The organism is Nostocoides sp. HKS02, assembly GCF_009707485.1.
Classification (GTDB): Bacteria; Actinomycetota; Actinomycetes; order Actinomycetales; family Dermatophilaceae; genus Pedococcus.
Map to the genome: position 1 here is coordinate 2,553,234 of NZ_CP046121.1, position 19,109 is coordinate 2,572,342.

Sequence of the window (19,109 nt, forward strand, 5' to 3'; positions counted from 1 at the left end):
GGGCCCGAAATCGGCGCGAACCCGCAGGAATCCTCCGGTGCGGCGAGGGTCACAGACAGGTGAGCAAGCGCTTAGCGCCCACTAGAGTGACGGCCATGTCTGCGCTCCAGGTCGTCGCGCTCGTCGTCTGCGGGGTGGTCACCGTCGTGGCCGTGGCCCTGTTCGCCCGGGTGGTCACCCACTTCCTCAGTGTCTTCCGGCTCGGTCAGCCCGACGCCAGCCGCACGCAGGACAAGGGCGCCCGCACGGTGACCTTGCTGCGTGAGTTCCTCGGCCACACGCGGATGTCGCGGCTGCCGGTGGTGGCGGTGGCGCACTGGTTCACGATGATCAGCTTCGGGGTGTTGTTCTTCACCCTGGTCAACGCCTTCGGCCAGCTGGTCTCGCCCTCGTGGACGCTGCCGCTGATCGGCCACTTCCCGCCCTACGAATGGGTCACCGAGTTCTTCGCCTGGACCGGCCTGATCGGCATCGTCGCGCTGATGGCGATCCGGCAGAAGAACCACCCGCGCTCGGCAGCCGGCGAGGGCGGCCGGCGCAGCCGGTTCTACGGCTCGACCTTCTGGCAGGCCTACTACGTCGAGCTCACCATCCTCGGCGTCACCCTCTGCATCGTCACGCTCCGCGGCCTCGAGTACGCCCTCGAGAAGGCCAGCAGCGGGGGTGACGCGACCGCCCTGCACTTCCCGCTCACGAGCTGGCTGGGTGGCCTGTTCGACGGTTCCAGCACGGGCAGCCTCGAGAACGCGATCGTCGTCGTCGCGGCCGTGAAGATCCTCATCTCGTTCGCCTGGATGATCACCATCTCGCTGCAGCCGACGATGGGCGTCGCCTGGCACCGCTTCCTCGCCTTCTTCAACATCTTCCTCAAGCGCCACGCCGACGGCCGCACCTCGCTGGGAGCCCTGCAGCCGATGCTCGTCAAGGGTGAGCCGGTGGACTTCGAGAACATCGAGGAGCTCGACGAGGACGCCCCACTGGGCGTCGGCAAGGTCGAGGACTTCACCTGGAAGGGGCTGCTCGACTTCACCACGTGCACCGAGTGCGGCCGCTGCCAGTCCCAGTGCCCCGCGTGGAACACCGACAAGCCCCTGTCCCCCAAGCTGCTCGTCATGGCGCTGCGCGACCACGCCCACGCCAAGGCGCCCTGGCTGCTCGCGGCTGAGTCCGACCGCGAAGGGCTGGGTGAGAGCGTGAACGCGCTGGCAGCTGCCAGTCTCGTGGGTGAGACCGGGTATGCCGCGGACTCGCCGCTCGCGGCATACAACCCGCACGGCCCGGACGCCGTGATCGACCTGGACGTGCTGTGGTCGTGCACCACCTGTGGCGCCTGCGTCGAGCAGTGCCCCGTCGACATCGAGCACGTCGACGCCATCGTCGACATGCGCCGCTACCAGACCCTCATCGAGAGCGCCTTCCCGGCCGAGCTCGGGGGCCTGTTCAAGAACCTCGAGAACAAGGGCAACCCGTGGGGCATGGCGGCTCGGGCGCGGCTCGACTGGGCCAAGGACCTGCCGTTCCCCGTGAAGATCCTCGGGCAGGACGTCGAGTCCGCCGATGACGTCGACTACCTGTTCTGGGTCGGCTGCGCCGGGGCGTACGAGGACCGGGCGAAGAAGACCACCCGCGCGGTGGCCGAGCTGCTCGACCAGGCGGGGGTGACCTTCGCGATCCTCGGCGACGGTGAGACCTGCACCGGCGACTCGGCCCGTCGCGCGGGCAACGAGTTCCTCTTCCAGATGCTCGCCCAGCAGAACGTCGAGACCCTCAACGAGGCCGGCGCGACCAAGATCGTCGTCACCTGCGCGCACTGCTTCAACACCATCAAGAACGAGTACCCCCAGCTCGGCGGCAAGTACGAGGTCGTCCACCACACCCAGCTGCTCAACCGCCTCGTCCGCGAGAAGAAGCTGGTCCCGGTGGCCCGCCCCTCCGACGCCCCCGGCAAGTCGACGGCCAAGAACGTCGCCTCCACCGCCGAGACGGTCACGTACCACGACCCGTGCTACCTCGGCCGTCACAACGACGTCTACGCCCCGCCGCGCGAGCTCATCGGGGCGCTGCCCGGGGTCGAGCTCAAGGAGATGGAGCGCACCAAGGAGAAGTCGTTCTGCTGCGGCGCGGGCGGCGCCCGCATGTGGATGGAGGAGAAGCTCGGCACGCGGATCAACACCAACCGCACCGAGGAAGCCCTGGGCACCGGCGCGGAGCGGATCGCCATCGGCTGCCCGTTCTGCCGCGTGATGATCTCCGACGGCCTCACGGCCAAGCAGTCCGAGGGCATCGGTGAGCAGGTCGAGGTCGTCGACGTCGCCCAGATGCTGCTCGCCGCGGTCAAGCGCGGGGATGGTGGCCAGCCGGTCGAGCCCGAGGTCAGCGAACCGACTCCCGACCCCGAGCCCGCACCTGTCGGCTGACCCCGGCACCTCGCACACTCGGCATACCCCGCACGACCGCCTCCTCGAGGTGTCCGCACTCCTGCGGACACGGGGCGGCGCCGCCCCGGATGGCCGGCCACCACCACGCCCGGCCAGGATCGCGCGGCGGTTGGGGGTATGCCGCGACAAGGCTCTCGACCATCGCCTCGATCAGGGCGTGCGCCCGCGTGGTCAGCTGCTCGGCGTTCTCGCCCGGCCTCGGCACGATGGGGGCACCGACAAGGACCTGCACTGCCGTTCCGCGGCGCAGACTGATTCGCCCACCCACGGTGACGACCCGGTGGGCGCCCCAGTGGGCGACCGGGACCAGCGGAGCACCGGTGGCGAGCGCGAGGTGGGCTGCTCCGTGGCGCCAGTACGCCCGGTCGCGCACCGTGAAAGCCCGGCCGATGGTGGCCTCGGGGTAGATGCCGACGGCTTCTCCGGCCTGGAGGGCTCGCAGGGCCTGCCGAGCCGCGACCTCGCCGTGCGCGCGATCCACCGGGACGTGACCCATCCGGCGCATCGCCGACCCCACGACGGGCAGGTCGAACACCACCTGTTTGGCCAGGAACCGGATGAACCGGCGGCGCCGGGTGCCGACCAACCCCACGAGCATGAAGTCGATGAAGCTGTGGTGGTTGGCCACGACGACCACGGCGCCGGTCGTCGGAAGGTGCTCGTCGCCGTGGACCTCGATGCGCAGGCCGAGCACCCGGAACACGCCACGGCAGGCCCGGATGACCAGGCGGTAGGTCACATCGCTCACCCCGGGGATTCGGAGCGGCGGCACGAAGCGCTTGGAGCCGGCCGTGGCGGGCCGGCCTCAGGCGATCTCGGCCATCAGCGCGGCGAGCTTGGCCCGCGACGCGATCTCGAGCTTGTGGAAGATGTGCGACAGGTGGGAGTCCACCGTCCGCGGTGACACGAAGAGCTGCTCGCCGATCTGGCGGTTCGTCAGCCCCTCGGCGACCAGCTCGGCCACCCGCAGCTCGGCCCGGGTCAGTGAGCCCAGTGGGTTGGTCACGGCGTCCCGCGGCTCGGGGCTGTCGAACAGCCGGACCACTGCCTCGACGCCGACCGCGGAGAGCTGCGCCGCGTCGAGCCACCCGGCCGGGCAGTCCCGAACGACCCCGACCGGCGCCTCGAGTCCCGGGCGGCAGTGACCTACGGCGCCACGGCCGACGCGCAACGCGGCCGCCGCGCCGCCGAGGTGGCGATGTGCCGCGTGCCCGGAGGCCGCGAGCAGGGCAGCGAGCCCGTCGAGTGCGTCCGCCACTCGAAGCGGCATGGGGATCTCGCTCGCGCGCCGCAGCGCCGACAGGTATGCCGCCTGCGCCTGGCCGGGCTCCCCCGCGGCCATGAGCGCGTCGCCCCCGAGCAGCAGCGCGTCGACGGCGTCCCGGCCGAGCGAGCTGCTGTCGGCGAGCACGACGATGTCGGCGGCGCGTCCAGCAGCCCGAGCCGCCTCCCCTGCGGCGAGCAGCTCACGCGCCTCCTGCAGCTGCACCACGAGCCGCACCGCCCACGGCAGCGTGTCGGACTCCACGGACATCGCCGACACGCCCGTCACCTGACGGTGCACGAGGTCTGCCAGCAGCGCGATGCGGTCCTCGTGGATCGCACGCGCCTGGTCGCGGGCGAACGCGGCAAGCGAGGCGGCCTCCACCAGTCGACCCCGCTCCCAGGCGATCTTGGCCTGCAGGGTGCGCGCGGACAGCGCGATCCACATCTCGTCGGGCGGGGGTGCATCGAGGATCTGGGTGGCAAGCCTCTCGGCGCGGGTCAGGTCGCCTCTCGACACGCAGATGTCCATCAGGGTGCGCCGGACCTGACGCGTGACGTACGGGTCTGCGGCGCCCAGGCTGAGGGTGCGCTCGGCGTCGAGCCGGGCCGCCGCGAGGTTTCCGGCATCGAGGTGCATCTCCGCACGGATGGCGGCCGTCCGTGCCAGCTCGAGCGCGCGGGTCTCCTCGTCGAGCGCCGCAGCGTGCTGCTCGGCGCGGTCCAGCAGCCGAAGCCCCTCATAGGTTCCCCGCACCTCCGACGCGCAGATCCCGGCTCGCCTGGCCAGCTGCGAGCCGATGCCCGGCGGCCCGTCTCCGCTGGTGAGGACCGCTTCGAGCAGGTCGACCGCTTCGCGCGCCCGCATGGCGGTGTACAGGGAGGAGAACGCCCGGTTGGCCAAGGCATATCCCTGGGGTCGCCCCTCGTCGGTCGAGCAGGCGTGGACGACGGCGGAGTGGAGCAGCTCGATCTCGCCCAGCCACGGCGCGTCCGCGGCGCCGCTGTTGTCCTCCTGGGGGATGACGCGCTCCGCCCACTCCAGCAGACCGGCATACGCCGCGCGGTCGTCACCCGTCTGCGCCGCAAGGCTTCGACCGAGCTCACGCAACGGCGGCAGCAGGTCGAACCGCCCGTCGGAATGCACCTCGACGAGGTTGCGTCGGGCCAGCGCGGACGCGAGCTGCACCGCCTCCGCGCGCGAGACGCTCCAGAGATCGGCCAGCACGTCCAGGCTCAGCGGGCGGCCAACGACCGCGAGGCGCCGAAACGAGCGCCGCTGCACCTCGTCGAGCAGGTCGTACGAGCGACGCAGGGCGTCCGCGAGGCTGGCAGCCGGTGTCACGTCGCGCACCCCGATCAGGGCGATCTGGACGGCCAGCTGCTCGACGACGGACGGCAGTCCCCCGCTGGACGCGAGGAGCCGACGCAGGGTGGCGGCGTGCTGGGTGAGGTCGACGCTCGGACCCCCGGCCGCAACCACACGGGCCAGCAACAGCTCGACCAGGGGGGCCTTCGAGGGGCTGCGAGGTGGGCGGAACCGGCAGCGGCGGCAGGCGCAGGACGGTCTCATGCGGCCGGCCAGCCATCGTCGTGGCCGTGCACAACAGCCGGAAGCCGGCGGCGTCCTCGACGAGATCCTGCAGCACGACGCCGAGGCCCTCGATGTGGTCGACGCCGTCGAGCACGAGCAGGACATCCTGCCCGTCGAGGGCGCGCTTGAGGGCCAGGTTCGGTGTGTCGCCGGGCGCCACCTCGGCCCGCAGGGCAGTGAGGCAGGCGGCGAGCAGCGCGTCGGTGGTCGGGTGACGGTGGGCGACCACCCAGGCCGTGCGGCTGGCGCGTGCTGCGACATGGCGGGCGACCAGCGTCTTGCCGCAGCCGGGCGCGCCCGTCAGGGTCACCCACCGGCTGCCGCTCGTCAGGTCGAGGAGCCGTTCGAGGAACTCCTCGCGACCCACGCAGGGAGTCAGCACCCGAACAGGCTATCCACGGCTCCGGGCAGATATCGGTGGTTTCACCGATGCGGCGGCAGCGCGGCTGCGTCACCGTGGAGGCGGACGGATCGAGATTCGGGCGCGGGCGGCGTGGAGGGGCATCTCCCAGAGCGGTGGATCTGATCGGCGGCACGCGCCGCCACGAAGGGCCGGGTGCAATCTCGGGGAGACGCACCCGGCCCTTGTCGTGTCCGGTCAGCCTTGCGAGGTCAGGCGAGCCCGTTCTTGGTCAGGAACTCCTTGGCGACCGCCGACGGGTCCTTCTTGTCGGTGACCACCTCGGTCAGCAGCGCCGCGAGGGTGGCCGTGTCGAGCTTGGCCGAGACGGCGTTGAGGGCACCCTCGATGGTCGGGGTGCTCTTGCTCTTGGTGAGGAGCGGCACGACGTTCTGCGCGGCATACATGTGCTTGGGGTCATCGAGGGCGACCAGGTTGTTCGCGGCGATGTTCGGGTCGGTGGTGAAGAGGTCACCGGCGTCGATCTGGCCGCTCTTGAGGGCGTTGAGGGTCAGCGGGCCACCAGCGTCGAGCGGGCGGAACTCCTTGAACGTGAGCCCGTAGATCGACTTGAAGCCGGGGATGCCGGTCGGGCGCGTCTTCCACTCCGGCGGGCCACCTACGGTGAGCTGCTGGGACTTGCCCGCGAGGTCGGCGATGGACTTCACGCCGAGCTGGTCGGCGCGAGACTTCTTCATCACCAGGGCGTCCTTGTCCTCGGCCGCCGACTTGTCGAGCACGGTGAGGGTCGCGGGCAACGCCGCCTTGAGCTCGGTGTAGACGCCGTCGGCGTCCTTGGCCGAGGCGCTCTTGTTGAAGTACTGGGTCAGGACGCCGGTGTACTCGGGGATGAGGTCGATCGACCCGTCCTGGAGCGCCGGGATGTAGGCCTCACGAGCACCGATGTTGAGGCGCTTGCTGACCTTGACCCCCTTCGCCTCGAGGGCACCGGCGTAGATCTCGGCAAGCAGCGCGCTCTCGGGGAAGTCGGCCGACCCGACGGTGATCCCGCCGCCGCTGGCGCCGCTGGAGCTTGCGCCCCCGGTGGACAACGGGTTGCTGCCCGAGTTGCCACAGGCCGCCATGGTCGCCATCGCGACCGCCATGGTCACGGTCAGAGCGATCTTGGGCATCTTCACGAGCGTCTCCCTACTGTTCTGCCGGCTTCTGGGTCAGCCGACCGGTGTCCACGGTACGTGTCCTCGTGTCAATCTCTACATCATTGGGGGTATTCCCGCCGCGTGTCATTCGCCCACTGAGACCCGGCGACACGGCGTACCGCTGCGCCAGGGCGAGGACCAGGTCGACGGCCAGCGCCAGCAGGGCCACGAGCACCGCGCCGGAGGCCATCTGGGGGAAGTCGCGCACCTTCTGACCGTCGATGAGGAACCGGCCCAGACCGCCCAGACCCGCGACGGCAGCGATGGTCGTCGTGGCCACCACCTGCAGCGCGCCCGAGCGAACCCCCGAGAACACCAGGGGCAGGGCGCACGGCACCTCGACCTTGCGCAGGACCTCCAGGCCGGTCATGCCCATGCCCTTGGCGGCGTCGCGAGCCGCGGGGTCGACCTCGTCGACGCCGGCATACGCCCCGCTCATCATGGGCGGGATGGCGAGCACGACCAGCACGATCTCGCTCGGCACGAGGAACGCGGAGTCGCCCGAGAGCTGGGGGAAGAGCCAGAGCACCATGAGGTAGAGCAGGCCCAAGCTGGGGATGGCGCGGGCGGCACCCGCGAGGTTGACGACGAAGAAGCGTCCGCGGCCGGTGTGGCCGATGGCCAGGCCGATCGGGATCGCGATGACGGCGGCGATGCCCAGGGCGAGCGCGGAGTACCAGAGGTGCTCCCAGAGCCGGTGGGGTATGCCGTCGTCGCCGGACCAGTGGGCGGGGTCGGCCAGCCAGGACAGGATGTTGGCGATCATGCCCGGCCTCCGGTCGCCCGCAGCCACGGTGTGAAGAGCCGGGTGAGCACGATGATGACGACGTCGAAGGCCAGCGCGAGCACGACGCAGGCGATGATGCCGACCACGATCGGGTCGTAGAAGTCTCGGTTGAAGCCGTCGGTGAAGAACAGCCCGAGCTGGGGGATGCCGATGATCGCGGCGACGCTGACGATGCTCACGTTGCTCACCGCGGCGACGCGCAGGCCGGCGGAGATCACCGGGACGGCGAGCGGCAGCTCGACGGCGAAGAACCGCTTGACGCGGCCGTACCCCATCGCGGTCGCCGCCTGCTGGACGTGGTCGGGCACGGCCCCGAGGCCGTCAGCCACGGTGCGCACGAGCAGCGCCACGGTGTAGAGGGTCATCGCGACGAGCACGTTGACCGGGTCGAGGATCTGGCGGTGGATGATCGGGGGCAGCAGCACGAACAGCGCCAGGCTCGGGATCGTGTAGAGCAGGCCGAAGCCCGCCGTGATCGGTGCGTAGAAGGCCTTGTTGCGGCGCGCGAGCCAGCCAAGTGGCAGGGCGATCAGCAGGCCGAGGACCAGCGGGATCCCGGCGAGGTAGACGTGCTGACCGGTGCGGGTCGTCACGTCGTCGAGGTGGTCGAGGAACCAGCTCATGACGCCGGCGCCCCTGGTGCGTGGGGGTCGTCGAGCGCCGGCCGGTCGGCTTGCTCGATCGCGGTGAGCACCTCGTGGGCGCGGACGGTGCCGACCAGCGCGCCGGAGTCGTCGACGATCACGCCGCGACGACTGGGGCTCGACAGCGCGGCGTCGAGCGCGCCTCGCAAGGGTCCGCTCGCGCGGGCGACGGTGCCGCCGCGGTGCAAGACCTCGGGGTGGACCTCGCCGGACACCCGGCTGGGCTCGATCCAGCCGAGCGGGTGGTTGTGGTCGTCGACCACCAGGACCCAGTCGCCGACGAGGCCGTCGGTGCGCTCACCCAGACCGATGGTGCGTTCGGCTGCGAGCGGCAGCCGGGGGGTGGGCTGGAAGGACAGCGCGCGGTAGCCACGGTCACGTCCGACGAAGTCGGCCACGAAGTCGTCGACCGGGTGCGCGAGCAGGTATGCCGGGTCGGCCAGCTGGGCGAGCCGGCCGCCCACCCGCAGCACGGCGACCCGGTCGCCCAGCTTGATCGCCTCGTCGATGTCGTGGGTGACGAAGATGATCGTCTTGCCCAGGTCGCCCTGCAGCCGGAGGAACTCGTCCTGCAGCTGCTCGCGCACGACCGGGTCCACGGCACTGAACGGCTCGTCCATGAGCATGACCGGCGGGTCGGCCGCGAGCGCCCGGGCAACCCCGACCCGCTGCTGCTGGCCGCCCGACAGCTGAGCCGGGTAGCGCTTGGCGAACGCCGTGTCGAGGCCCACACGCTCGAGCAGCTCCATCGAGCGGGCCTCGGTCTTCTTCTTGTCCCAGCCCATGAGGCGGGGCACGGTGCCGACGTTGTCGAGCACGGTGCGGTGGGGGAAGAGGCCGGCGTGCTGGATGACGTAGCCGATGCCGCGACGCAGCTCGGACTCCTTCATCCGGGCTGTGTCACGGCCGTCCAGGCTGATGGTGCCGGAGGTCGCCTTGATCATCCGGTTGATCATCCGCAGGCTGGTCGTCTTGCCACAGCCCGAGGGCCCGACGAGCACCGTGATCTTGCCGCTGGGAGCCTCGAAGCTGAGCTTGTCGACGGCGACCGTGCCATCGGGGTATCGCTTGGTCACACTGTCGAACGCGATCATGAGCCACAACCTAACCCAGCGGGCTGACGGGTGGGTCGGCCCGGTGGCGGGGTTTCAGGGCCGATACTGGGCCGGTGCGCGACCCACTGACGCTCGACGGAGCCAGCCTCGACCTTGACGGCCTCGCCCTGGCTGCCGAAGGCACACCGCTGACCATCGACCCGACTGCGCTCGCCCGCGCGGTCGAGTCGCACCGCAGTGCGGCCGAGGTCAGCGCCCTGCGGCCGGTCTACGGGCGGACCACCGGCGTGGGTGCCGCTCGTGACGAGAGCACCGACTCGACCGTCGACCACGGGCTCCGCCTGCTCCGTTCCCATGCCGCTGGCTGGGGCGACGCCATTCCGTCGCGGGTCGTGCGCGCGGCGCTGGCCGTGCGGGCCAACCAGCTGCTGGCCGGCGGGTCGGGTGCGAGCCCGCAGGTGGCGCAGGCCCTGGCCGACCTCGCCAGCGGACCTGTGGAGGACCTGCCCGTCGTCCACCGGTACGGCTCGCTGGGCACCGGTGACCTGACCGCGCTCGCCGAGGTCGGGCTGACCCTGATCGGCGAGCGTGCGCGCGCTGGCGGCGGGGCGAGGTCAGACCTGCTGCTCACCTCGGCTGACGCGCTCCCGCTGATGTCGTCCAACGCGTTCGCGATCGCGGAGACGGGCCTGCACGCCGCGTCGCTGCACGCGCTGGCACGAGCCGCTGATACGGTGTGCGGGCTCAGTTTCGTTGCGCTGCAAGGCAATCCAGAAGCTGTGAGCGAGACCGCCGCGGCGGCAACCCCCTTCCGCGGGGCTCAGGAGGTGGCCCGCGTCCTGCGTGAGCTGCTTGCCGACCAGCCCGGCGAGCCGGCGCACATCCAGGACTTCTTCGGGCTGCGCACGTGGCCGCAGGTGCACGGCCCGGTCCTCGACACCGTGACCGACCTCAAGGCCGTGGTCGAGGCCACCGCCAACACCGCTTCGGAGAATCCCCTTTTCGGCTCGGGTGACAACGGCCCCACGGCGACGCATCATGGCGGATTCCACGCGGCATACCTCGTGCTCGCGGTGGACACGGCGCTGCTGGCGCTCACGCGGTCGGCGCAGGCCGTGCAGTCGCGGATCAGCCACACGCTGACCGACGCCGACAGCGGCCTGCCGCGCTTCCTGTCCGACGCCACGCCGGGGTCCTCGGGGGTACTGATCGCGGAATACGTTGCGGCGTCGGCACTTTCGACGATCCGCAGCGTCGCGTCGACTCCGTCCAGCGTGCAGACCGCCGGCGTGTCCGCGGGAATCGAGGATGACGCGAGCTTCGCCGGCCAGGCCGCCCTGCGGCTCGGGGAGGCGACCGTGGCCTACCGCCGGATGCTCGCCGTCGAGCTGGTCTGCACCGTGCGCGCGCTGCGCATGCGCGGGGTGACACCGGTGGGGGAGCTGGGCGAGGCGTTGGCCCGGTGCGGGGCGCTTCCGTCGGACACCCAGGACCGCGACCTGTCCCCCGAGCTCGAGGTGGCCGAGCGGATCGTCGAGCGCTATGCCGTGTCGACCCCGGAGGGTCGCTAGCCGGGCGTGAGCAGGTGCCGCACGAGGAAGGCCGCAGACTCCTCGTGCCAGCGGTCGGCCTGGCGCAGCATGGCGTGGCCCTCACCCTGGACCGAGACGTAGGTGACGTCGGCACCCTGGCTGGTCATGAGCTCGGCCATCGCGCGGGACTGCTTCGGTGAGGTCATCCGGTCGCGGGTGCCGTGCATGACCAGCACGTGCAGCCCCGGGTGCCACCGGGCGGGGTCCCGTCCCTCGACCCACGGCGCGAGGGCCGCGATCGCCCGGACCCGCTCGTCGCCGCCCAGGTGCAGCGCGACGCGGCCCCCCATGGAGTGCCCGAGCAGCCCGATCGGCACGCCGGGGTACCGCGCCGCGATCTGCTCGATGGCGAGCTCGGCATCGCCGACGGGACTGGCGGCGGCGGCGTTCCAGCCGCGCACGGCATACCGGAGCGAGGCCACCCCCACCGCGCCGCTGCCCGCCTGGGTGACGGAGCGGGCGAACGGCGCCATCCGCCACACCGCCGCCTGCCACGGACGCACGGCCTGCTGGCTGCGCGCCTTGCCGCCGTGGAGGATCAGCACAATGGCGCGCGGGTCCTCGACCTCAGTGGGCCAGAGCAGACGGGCGGCTCCCACGGATCTCCTGAGGTCGGGACGGGGCGGTCGTGTGGTGTTCGCGACGGCGAGGCGGGTGGATTGGCCGGGGCCGTCCCCGCCGCCCCGCGTCAGAGCTGGGTGGTGTGGAAGTTCTTGAACGAGCGGCTGGCGGTGGGCCCGCGCTGGCCTTGGTAGTGGGAGCCGTACTTCGTGCTGCCGTAAGGGTTCTCGACGGGCGAGGACAGGCGGAAGAAGCAGAGCTGCCCGATCTTCATGCCCGGCCAGAGCTTGATCGGCAGGGTGGCGACGTTGCTGAGCTCGAGGGTGACGTGCCCGGTGAACCCGGGGTCCACGAACCCGGCCGTCGCATGGGTGAGCAGGCCGAGCCGGCCCAGGCTCGACTTGCCCTCGACCCGGGCGGCCACGTCGTCGGGGAGCGTGACGGTCTCGTAGATGGATCCGAGCACGAACTCGCCCGGGTGCAGCACGAACGGCTCCCCCTGGTCGACCTCGACCAGCCGGGTGAGGTCGGGCTGGTCCTCGGCGGGGTCGATGTAGGGGTACTTGTGGTTGTCGAACAGCCTGAAGTAGCGGTCGAGTCGCACGTCGATGCTCGACGGCTGGACCATCTCGGGGTCCCACGGGTCGAGGATCACTCGACCGGCGTCGATTTCGGCCTTGATGTCGCGATCGCTGAGCAGCACGCAGAGAGACTAACCCGAGCGGTATGCCGGGGGCGGTGAGTCCCACCCGCAGGTTCGGTTAGACTCCTGCCGCACCGCCGCTGGGCGGTGTTCGCCGGTGTAGCTCAATGGTAGAGCGCCAGCTTCCCAAGCTGGACACGCGAGTTCGATTCTCGTCACCGGCTCCGCAGCACAACGGCCCAGATCAGAGCTGTTTCTCTCCGGTCTGGGCCCCTGTCGGCCACGATGACCGCCCGGACGGCCCGTCTTAGCCTTGCCTTGCCAGGCGTCCCGCTCATCTGCGGAGCATCGAGGCGCCAGCGGCCGCACGCGGACCGGCAATGCGCGACGCGACCGGCATCCCCTTGCGCCTAGGCTCCGCGTCGTGATGATCAACCAGCGCCTCGCGCCATTGCTCGAGCAGTACGACTGGGCGACGGAGCGACTTCTCGCTCGCCTCGCCGGGCCTACCTACAACTCGGGTGACGACAGCGCCGTCGAGGTACCGGTGTTGACGGATGCCGAGTATCTCTGGGAGCCGGTCGACGCGTGCTGGTCGGTGCGAAGGCGTGCCGATGGGCCCGGTCCGGGCGCCATCAAGCTCATCGGCGCGGGCGAGTGGGGCCGAGACGGCGCCCCAGAAAGCCCGTGGCCACCGCCGCTCACGACGATCGCCTGGCGGCTCGACCACCTCTCCGAGACGCTGTTGGGCCGGGCCAGCCACCTCGGGGGCGACCGAACGTTCGACCGAGCGACGTACGAACCACGGCCAGATGCACCCGGCGCCATCGAGAGGTTCCGCGACGCCGCAGCCGACTGGCGCCGGGCAATTCTCAGTGTCGACGAGTCCGACTATGACCGGCCCGGGCTGAGCAGCTACCCGTACGGCAGCGACGCCGAGGAGACGTTCCCGTCGATGGTGTGGTGGCAGAACCATGAGGTCCTGCACCACGGAGCCGAGATCGCGCTGCTCCGCGACCTCTACGCGCACCGCGCTCACTAGCGACGAGCGCGCACCGCGGTCGAGGCCCAACCCTGTCGGGGTTGCGCGGTCCGCCAGCGGCAATCGTCGCGCTCAACGCGTGTCCCCGCCCGCACCAGATCGGCGCCAGCCCAGCACGGCTCACGCGCACGGTCGACACTCATGCAAATTACGTAGGTTCAGGTACGGCGGCGTGGGTAGGGGCATACGTGGGGCTTCTTCGCCCCCACCCAACAAAGGAGTCGGGAATGCATCTTTCGAAGCGACTGATCAGTTCCACCATGACGTTACTGCTCGCCGGCGCGGTCGGCCTTGTTCCGGCCGCCAGCATGGCCAACGCGGCACCCGCGGCTGCCCACCCCGCCGCCGCCGCACTACCCGCCGCGACGACCGTGCCGGTGACCGGAACTCTGAACGGGCTGCCCTTCTCAGGCACGCTGAGCAACCTGAGCACCTCGGTGGTCAACGGTGCCCTCCAGCTGACCGGCACCCTCACCAGTGCCGCGTTGCCCGGCGGCGCGCTGAACTTCGCGGTGCCCATTACCCCAACCGCGGTGTGCAATGTGCTCAGTCTGAACCTCGGCCCGTTGCACCTTGACGTGCTCGGCCTGGTCATCGACCTGAACCAGGTCGTCCTGAACATCACTGCCCAGCCCGGGCCGGGCCAGCTGCTCGGCAACCTGCTGTGTGCGGTCGCCCACCTGCTCGACAACGGTGGTCCGCTGACCGGAATCAGCGCCCTGCTGAACCAGCTGCTGACCCGGTTAGGCCTCTAAAACACCACCCGAACAGCGTGAGGGCGTCCGGCACATCCGGGCGCCCTCATGACGCCGGCCCCGGGTTAAACCGCTGTTGCGGCCAACGTGGGGTTCGGGGCCGAGCTCACCCCAGGCCGAGTTCACCCCAGGCCGAGCTCACCCCAGGCCGAGCTCCGCGCAGATGTCGATGACGTGGTGGGGCACCGTCACCGGCGTGATCGACTGGTCTGGGTGCGTGATGTAGTCGATCAGCCCAGTCGTGGAAAAGATCTGCGGCACACCGAGTTCCGCGGCCTGCCGGGGGTCCGGGAAGGCGTAGTTGTACCAGCCCTCGCTGTGGGTCTCGACGTCGCCGCTCGTGTAGGTGATCACCCTGCCCGGACCGCCGGCACTCAAGGTGACCGATCGCCCCGAGGCGGTGGTGAAGCGCACGGACAGCGAGCCGGTGAACTGGTCGACGTGGTCCACCACGAGACCGTCGCCTGGCGTGGTGCGGAAGAACTCCTTGTTCTCGGGGAACGTCAGGGTCAGGGGGTCGCTCCGCAGGAGACCGTGGCGCCGTCGGGGAGCCCGGTAACCGGTTGCCAGCCGCTCCCGCGCGCGCTGGCGGCCGTCGCTGGCAACGCGATGGCGGTCACGGCGGAGACCACGACGAGGGCCGTGCGTCGGATGGTGCTGGGCGAGGTGCCTGTGGAGCTGGGCGTGCTCGTCATGGTGGTTCCTCTCAGGCATGGAGCCGGGTTGGCGGCCGGGTTGGCGGCCGGGGGTGGCCGGCCGGTTATCGAGTACGACGGTCGCCGGTATCACCTCGGTATCGACGCCGCTCGGTCATGACCCGGCGCCGCGGCATACGTGCTCCTGGCTGCGTTGCGGAAGCACCGTCGACCACTCCTGGGCGGTGAGGTCGCGGCCCGCAATCTCGCAGGCGGCCCGGATCCAGGCCTCTGGTCGGAGGTTCCACGTCTCGACGCTGCCGTCGATGCCGGCGACCACCAAGGTGGAGTCGTCGCTGGTGAATCCGACAGCGACCTGACCACTGACGGGCAGGCTCCCTACGAAGGTGCCCGTACGCGCGTTCCACAGCCCGACCTGGTGGTTGTGGCTGCTCGCGAACCAGGTGCTGTCGTGGGAGTACGCCGAGAGGCGATCGCCGTAGGCGTGGGACGGGTCCGGCGGGGCGATCCATCGCGTGCCCTGGTCTGTCTGGAACCCCACCGCGCCGGTGTCGTCGACGACGGCGCTCGTGCTCCCGTCCGGGGCGAAGAAGGTCAGGTGGGGCAGCGACCTCAGGCGGCGCCCGGTGAGGTAGTCGACGAGCACTCGCTGGGTGGTTCCCTCGACGGCCACAGCATGCTCGGCGGGGTCGAGAGCCAGGCTCTGGACGGGGCCGTCGATGACCGACGCCACAGGATCCACGCGCATGAGCAGCGAGCTCGCGTCCGTGACTTGCACATGACCCCGGTCGGTCCCGATCACGAGCCGCCCGTCGGGCGTGTACTCCGCTGCGGTCACCCCGTCATTGAAGTCGCGGCGCTGGACCAGGGCGCCAGTGCGTGGGTCCCTGACCTCGATGGTGGAGTACCCGCTCACGCCCAGCACGGCCCGACCGTCGGGCCGCCACGTGAGGTACCCGCCCTGGACGCCGACGCCGTCCGGGTACTGACCCTCCACGATCCGTCCCGTGCCGACGTCGCGGACGTCCACGCGGACCAAGATGTTCGCCAGGTAGGCGACCTTGCGGCCATCGGCGGAGACCCGGACGGCGAGCGCGTCGTTGGTGAGGGCAGGACCGGGCCGGGCGGCGACGAACCCCCGAGTGCCGGTGAGGTCCCAGGCGAGCAGGCCACCCTCCTGGCTCGCTGCGTAGACGGTGTTCCCGTCGGGGCTCAGGGCGGCCATCTGCCCGCCCCAAGCCTGGGCTCGAAACACCTGCGTTGGTCTGGGAGCGTCGCTGTCGGGAGAGGGGAAGACATGGATCGGGCGCTTGCCGACGAGGTCCCAGACAGCCACCCCGCCATCGGCGATGGCGAGCCGCTTGCTGTCGGCGGAGAATGCGATGCTCGTGATCCTCGCGGTCGCCTCGAGCCGGGCGCGGGTCTTGAGGGTGACCGGGTCGAGCAGCGCGATCTCGGTCTCCGCGCACACCGCGAGGGTCTTCCCGTCCGGGCTGAGGACAACCTGCGGGGTCCACGCCTGGTCGTGGTAGGGCAGCGGCTCCAGGCCGAGCTGGGGGCCGGTGCGCCTGGTGCGGAGCTTCCCGGTGCCGACGTCGAAGACGCGCAGGTAGTAGTCGCCGTTGGTGTACAGCGTTCGCCCGTCGGAGCTGAGCGCGACGGCCGTCATGTGCGCGTTGTCGGGCCTGACGACGGCGGCGGGCGACTGCAGGTGGGCCACGCTCCACACGGTCAGGTAGATCTGTCCGGCGGTGGTCCCGAAGAGGGGGAGCAGCGAGCCGTTGGCCGTCGGCGCTGAACGCCACCGACCAGAACGAGCGAAACCGCGGGGGTATGCCGCCCAGCTGCACCGGCGACGGCGATCCCGTCTGGTCGAAGAGGTGAATCGGCTGCGGGTCAGGGGCCAGCAGATAGTCGTGAGGGACGTCGGACGCCACGAGGAGGCGACCGTCGGGACTGTACGTCGTAGCAAACCCACCCCCGTCCTTCGTGCGCGCGACCAGCCGAAGCGTGCGGCCGTCGTACAGGTTGACCCCGCCCCCGCTGAGCGACAACGCGACCCGACCAGTCGTCGGGTCGACCGCAACGGACCCGACCGGGGGTGTCCTGACCACGTGAACCAGCGACGGCGACCGGTCGAGCGCCGCCGCGAGGTTGCTCTTGGCCGAGTCAGAGTTGTGTTCCAGGACCATGCCGGCCGCAGCCAGCAGCAGCGAGGTATCCGGGCGTGGCGCCGTCAGCGCCTCGGCACCCACCCGTCGCGCGTCGGCAGCCAGCGCCTGGGCCTCGGCGCGGCGCGCAGAGCTCGTCGCGGCCACACCCAGTCCCGCCGCCAGAACGCCGAACCCCGCCGCGATGGCCAGCAGGACCCGAAGCCGGCGGTTCGTCCGCTGTTCCCGGCGCATCTGTGCCGCCTCGGCCTCCCGTTCGGCTGCCGCGGCCTGCTGCGAGGCCTCGAGGAACGCTGTCTCGCCCGACGACAGCAGCGGCTCGTTTGCCGCGCGCCACTCCAGCGCACGCCCGAGGCGGACTCCGCGGTACAGCTCGCTGTCGGGGCGGCCCATGGCGTCCCAGGTTTCGGCGGACACCGCCAGGTGGCGCAGGATCCGTTGACCCTCCACGTCCTCGTCGAGCCACGCGCGCAGCCGTGGCCATTCCCGGGCCAGCGCCTCGTGGGCGATCTCCACCGACTGGTCGTCGGTCGAGACGAGCCGGGCCGCCACGAGCTGCTCCACCAGGGCGGCCCTCGTCGGATCGTCGGCGACCAGGCTGCGCCGCATACGTGAGCGCATGGGTTCCCCGTCCGGGGCGACGGCGACCAGACGCAGCATCAGGTCGCGCAGGGCCAGCCGTTGCGCCGGCTCGAGGTGCTCGTAGAGCCCATCGGCCGACTGCGCCACGGCCTCGCGGACGCCACCGGAGGCGCGGTACCCAGCGACGGTCAGGGTCGCTCCCTCACGGCGCAGCCAGGTCTGGCGCAGCACGTGGGACAGCAGCGGCAGCGCCCCCGGCTCGCCGCGGACCTCCCGCACGAGCAGGTCGGCAAGCCCGGGTTCGAGGCGCAGGCCGGACTGGTCGGCGGGACCTTCGATCGCGGCACGCAGGTCTGGCTCACTCATTCCCCCCAACAGGTACAGGCCATGTTCGACCAGACGCGCCAACCTCGGGTAGGCGGCCAGTGCCCCCACCCGGTCGGACCGCAGGGCGATCACGAGGTTCCCGTGCGTCCCTTGCTCGACGAGCGCGTCCACCCAGCGCGCCCGCTCGTCGGGATCGACCTCCTCGGCGAGCCCCTCCTCGCACTGGTCCACCACCAGGGTCCGCCCGGACGCAGCCTCCACGCCGGCAAGGGACTCCAGCGGTCGCGCGCCAGGGGTGATCACGAGCACCCGACGACCGTCGCGGTGCAGTGCGGCGGCGACACCAGCGCGGACCACCGACGATTTGCCACACCCGGATGGGCCCACCACCGCCAACACCTGCCTGGCGTCGAGCCGGTCGAGGCAGGCCGCGACATCGGCCTCCCGGCCGAAGAAGGTGGCGCCGTCCTCGACCCCGAACGGCAACAGTCCGGGGTAGGGACACACCGGGCTGCCTTCCGGTGACGCCGCGACGTTGTCCAGCGCCGGGTCCTGGTTCAGGATGGCAACCTCGAGCGCGACGAGCTCGGGACTCGGGTCGAGGCCGAGCTCGTTGACGAGCATCGCCTTGGCCCGCCGTACCGTGAGCAGCGCGTCGCTCTGGCGGCCGGTCCGGTACTGAGCGAGCGCGAGGAGCGCCCAGCGGCGTTCCCGCAAGGGCGCCTCCTCGGCCCGAGTCATCGCCTGACCCAAGATCTCCCGGTGCCGCCCCAGCTGCAGGGCGGCCTCCACCTGCAGGTCCTCAGCGTCGAGGCGCTGCTCCACGAGCCGCGCGCTCTCCACCCGTCCGGTGGGCCAGTCCTCGAGCTCCGCCAGTGGTGGACCCCGCCAGAGCGCGAGGGCCTGGTCGACCAGGTATGCCGTCCGGTCCGGCTCGCCGTCGGCGAGCCGGACCCGCGCCTGCGTCACGAGGCGCCCGAACCGTTGAGTGTCTATGGAGTCGGCGTGGACCCGCAGCGCGTAACCCGTGGCCGTGGTCTCGATCGCAGCCTGGCCCAGGACCTTGCGAAGCCTGACGACGCACCCCTGGACGACCTTGGTGGCCGAGTCTGGCACCGAGTCGCCCCACAGGGCGTCGACCAAGGCATCCCTCGTCACGGAGCGCCCGAACTGCGCCACCAGCGCGGCGAGGACCACGCGATCGCGGTGCGTCAGCCCGCCTGACCCGCCGTTGACCTCCACAGGGCCCAGAACAGCGACCTCCATGTCGCCACTGTGGCGCGGCCCCGAGTCGGCGTGATCAGCCATGAAGCGTAGGCGCGCCAGCGCATCCACACGCTGCCCGCACCATACCCACGGGTCCAGCGTCCGCCGGAGGACGGCACAGGCGAATCACCTGAGCGCAGGCGCGATACCCGCGCGATACCGCTGTGCAGCCA

The 19,109-nt window shown here is 71.0% G+C and carries 14 protein-coding genes, 1 tRNA gene and 2 pseudogenes; 5 read left to right on the top strand and 12 right to left on the bottom strand.

The genetic code is table 11. The annotated features are described in order from the left end of the window. Positions 1–95 precede the first annotated feature (95 nt). Positions 96–2,417 (top strand): (Fe-S)-binding protein, encoded by a 2,322-nt coding sequence (locus GKE56_RS12305; RefSeq protein ID WP_154684791.1) that lies wholly within the window; start codon positions 96–98, stop codon positions 2,415–2,417. On the opposite strand, the gene GKE56_RS12310 is transcribed toward GKE56_RS12305, so the two are convergent. From GKE56_RS12310 to GKE56_RS12340, 7 genes and pseudogenes are all read right to left on the bottom strand, one after another. Further along, positions 2,374–3,186, bottom strand: a complete 813-nt coding sequence (locus tag GKE56_RS12310) for a 1-acyl-sn-glycerol-3-phosphate acyltransferase (RefSeq protein ID WP_195908104.1) — start codon at positions 3,184–3,186, stop codon at positions 2,374–2,376. The genes GKE56_RS12305 and GKE56_RS12310 overlap by 44 nt on opposite strands. A 57-nt stretch (positions 3,187–3,243) precedes the next feature. Beyond that, positions 3,244–5,196: a LuxR family transcriptional regulator gene (locus GKE56_RS12315; RefSeq protein WP_195908105.1), complete on the bottom strand. Its 1,953-nt coding sequence runs from the start codon at positions 5,194–5,196 to the stop codon at positions 3,244–3,246. Between the two features lie 199 nt (positions 5,197–5,395). After that, positions 5,396–5,677, bottom strand: a pseudogene (locus tag GKE56_RS18305) (ATP-binding protein); the annotation flags it as partial. A 230-nt stretch (positions 5,678–5,907) separates the two neighbouring features. Further along, positions 5,908–6,828, bottom strand: a complete 921-nt coding sequence (locus GKE56_RS12325; RefSeq protein WP_154684794.1) for an ABC transporter substrate-binding protein — start codon at positions 6,826–6,828, stop codon at positions 5,908–5,910. 16 nt (positions 6,829–6,844) lie between these two features. Next, entirely contained in the window at positions 6,845–7,621 is a 777-nt protein-coding gene (locus tag GKE56_RS12330; RefSeq protein ID WP_154684795.1) for an ABC transporter permease, read from the bottom strand. Then, on the bottom strand, positions 7,618–8,265 hold the full coding sequence (locus GKE56_RS12335; protein WP_154684796.1) for an ABC transporter permease: 648 nt from the start codon (positions 8,263–8,265) through the stop codon (positions 7,618–7,620). Before GKE56_RS12335 ends, GKE56_RS12330 begins: the two co-directional genes overlap by 4 nt. Then, complete coding sequence (locus GKE56_RS12340) at positions 8,262–9,380, bottom strand: ABC transporter ATP-binding protein (RefSeq protein WP_154684797.1); 1,119 nt, start codon at positions 9,378–9,380, stop codon at positions 8,262–8,264. Before GKE56_RS12340 ends, GKE56_RS12335 begins: the two co-directional genes overlap by 4 nt. 74 nt (positions 9,381–9,454) lie before the next feature. Here GKE56_RS12340 and GKE56_RS12345 point away from each other — a divergent pair, with 74 nt between their 5' ends. Continuing rightward, positions 9,455–10,912: an aromatic amino acid ammonia-lyase gene (locus GKE56_RS12345; protein WP_195908107.1), complete on the top strand. Its 1,458-nt coding sequence runs from the start codon at positions 9,455–9,457 to the stop codon at positions 10,910–10,912. On the opposite strand, the gene GKE56_RS16935 is transcribed toward GKE56_RS12345, so the two are convergent. Together GKE56_RS16935 and dcd are read right to left on the bottom strand one after the other, a co-directional pair. After that, complete coding sequence (locus GKE56_RS16935; protein WP_195908108.1) at positions 10,909–11,532, bottom strand: S9 family peptidase; 624 nt, start codon at positions 11,530–11,532, stop codon at positions 10,909–10,911. The genes GKE56_RS12345 and GKE56_RS16935 overlap by 4 nt on opposite strands. 89 nt (positions 11,533–11,621) lie before the next feature. Further along, positions 11,622–12,197, bottom strand: a complete 576-nt coding sequence (gene dcd, locus GKE56_RS12355) for a dCTP deaminase (protein WP_154684799.1) — start codon at positions 12,195–12,197, stop codon at positions 11,622–11,624. Between the two features lie 93 nt (positions 12,198–12,290). On the opposite strand from dcd, the gene GKE56_RS12360 reads away from it, so the two are divergent. The 3 genes from GKE56_RS12360 (at position 12,291) to GKE56_RS12370 (ending at position 13,934) form a co-directional block, all read left to right on the top strand. Beyond that, positions 12,291–12,361 (top strand) — tRNA-Gly (locus GKE56_RS12360). Between the two features lie 203 nt (positions 12,362–12,564). After that, on the top strand, positions 12,565–13,179 hold the full coding sequence (locus GKE56_RS12365; RefSeq protein WP_230209328.1) for a DinB family protein: 615 nt from the start codon (positions 12,565–12,567) through the stop codon (positions 13,177–13,179). Between the two features lie 227 nt (positions 13,180–13,406). Continuing rightward, entirely contained in the window at positions 13,407–13,934 is a 528-nt protein-coding gene (locus tag GKE56_RS12370) for an ABC transporter substrate-binding protein (RefSeq protein ID WP_230208938.1), read from the top strand. A gap of 138 nt (positions 13,935–14,072) precedes the next feature. On the opposite strand, the gene GKE56_RS12375 is transcribed toward GKE56_RS12370, so the two are convergent. The 3 genes and pseudogenes from GKE56_RS12375 to GKE56_RS18310 all read right to left on the bottom strand — a co-directional run. Continuing rightward, entirely contained in the window at positions 14,073–14,648 is a 576-nt protein-coding gene (locus GKE56_RS12375; protein WP_154684801.1) for a hypothetical protein, read from the bottom strand. Positions 14,649–14,744: 96 nt separating this feature from the next. Beyond that, on the bottom strand, positions 14,745–16,310 hold the full coding sequence (locus GKE56_RS17545) for a WD40 repeat domain-containing protein (protein ID WP_230208939.1): 1,566 nt from the start codon (positions 16,308–16,310) through the stop codon (positions 14,745–14,747). Between the two features lie 889 nt (positions 16,311–17,199). Further along, positions 17,200–18,978 (bottom strand): annotated as a pseudogene (locus tag GKE56_RS18310) (BTAD domain-containing putative transcriptional regulator); the annotation flags it as partial. Between the last annotated feature and the right edge of the window lie 131 nt (positions 18,979–19,109).

Excerpts from the sequence above, each read along its gene's own strand:
- GKE56_RS12305 (WP_154684791.1), top strand. The coding sequence starts at position 96 with ATGTCTGCGCTCCAGGTCGTCGCGCTCGTCGTCTGCGGGGTGGTCACC.
- GKE56_RS12325 (WP_154684794.1), bottom strand. The coding sequence starts at position 6,828 with ATGCCCAAGATCGCTCTGACCGTGACCATGGCGGTCGCGATGGCGACC.
- GKE56_RS12330 (WP_154684795.1), bottom strand. The coding sequence starts at position 7,621 with ATGATCGCCAACATCCTGTCCTGGCTGGCCGACCCCGCCCACTGGTCC.
- GKE56_RS12335 (WP_154684796.1), bottom strand. The coding sequence starts at position 8,265 with ATGAGCTGGTTCCTCGACCACCTCGACGACGTGACGACCCGCACCGGT.
- GKE56_RS12340 (WP_154684797.1), bottom strand. The coding sequence starts at position 9,380 with ATGATCGCGTTCGACAGTGTGACCAAGCGATACCCCGATGGCACGGTC.
- GKE56_RS12365 (WP_230209328.1), top strand. The coding sequence starts at position 12,565 with ATGATCAACCAGCGCCTCGCGCCATTGCTCGAGCAGTACGACTGGGCG.
- GKE56_RS12370 (WP_230208938.1), top strand. The coding sequence starts at position 13,407 with ATGCATCTTTCGAAGCGACTGATCAGTTCCACCATGACGTTACTGCTC.
- GKE56_RS12375 (WP_154684801.1), bottom strand. The coding sequence starts at position 14,648 with ATGCCTGAGAGGAACCACCATGACGAGCACGCCCAGCTCCACAGGCAC.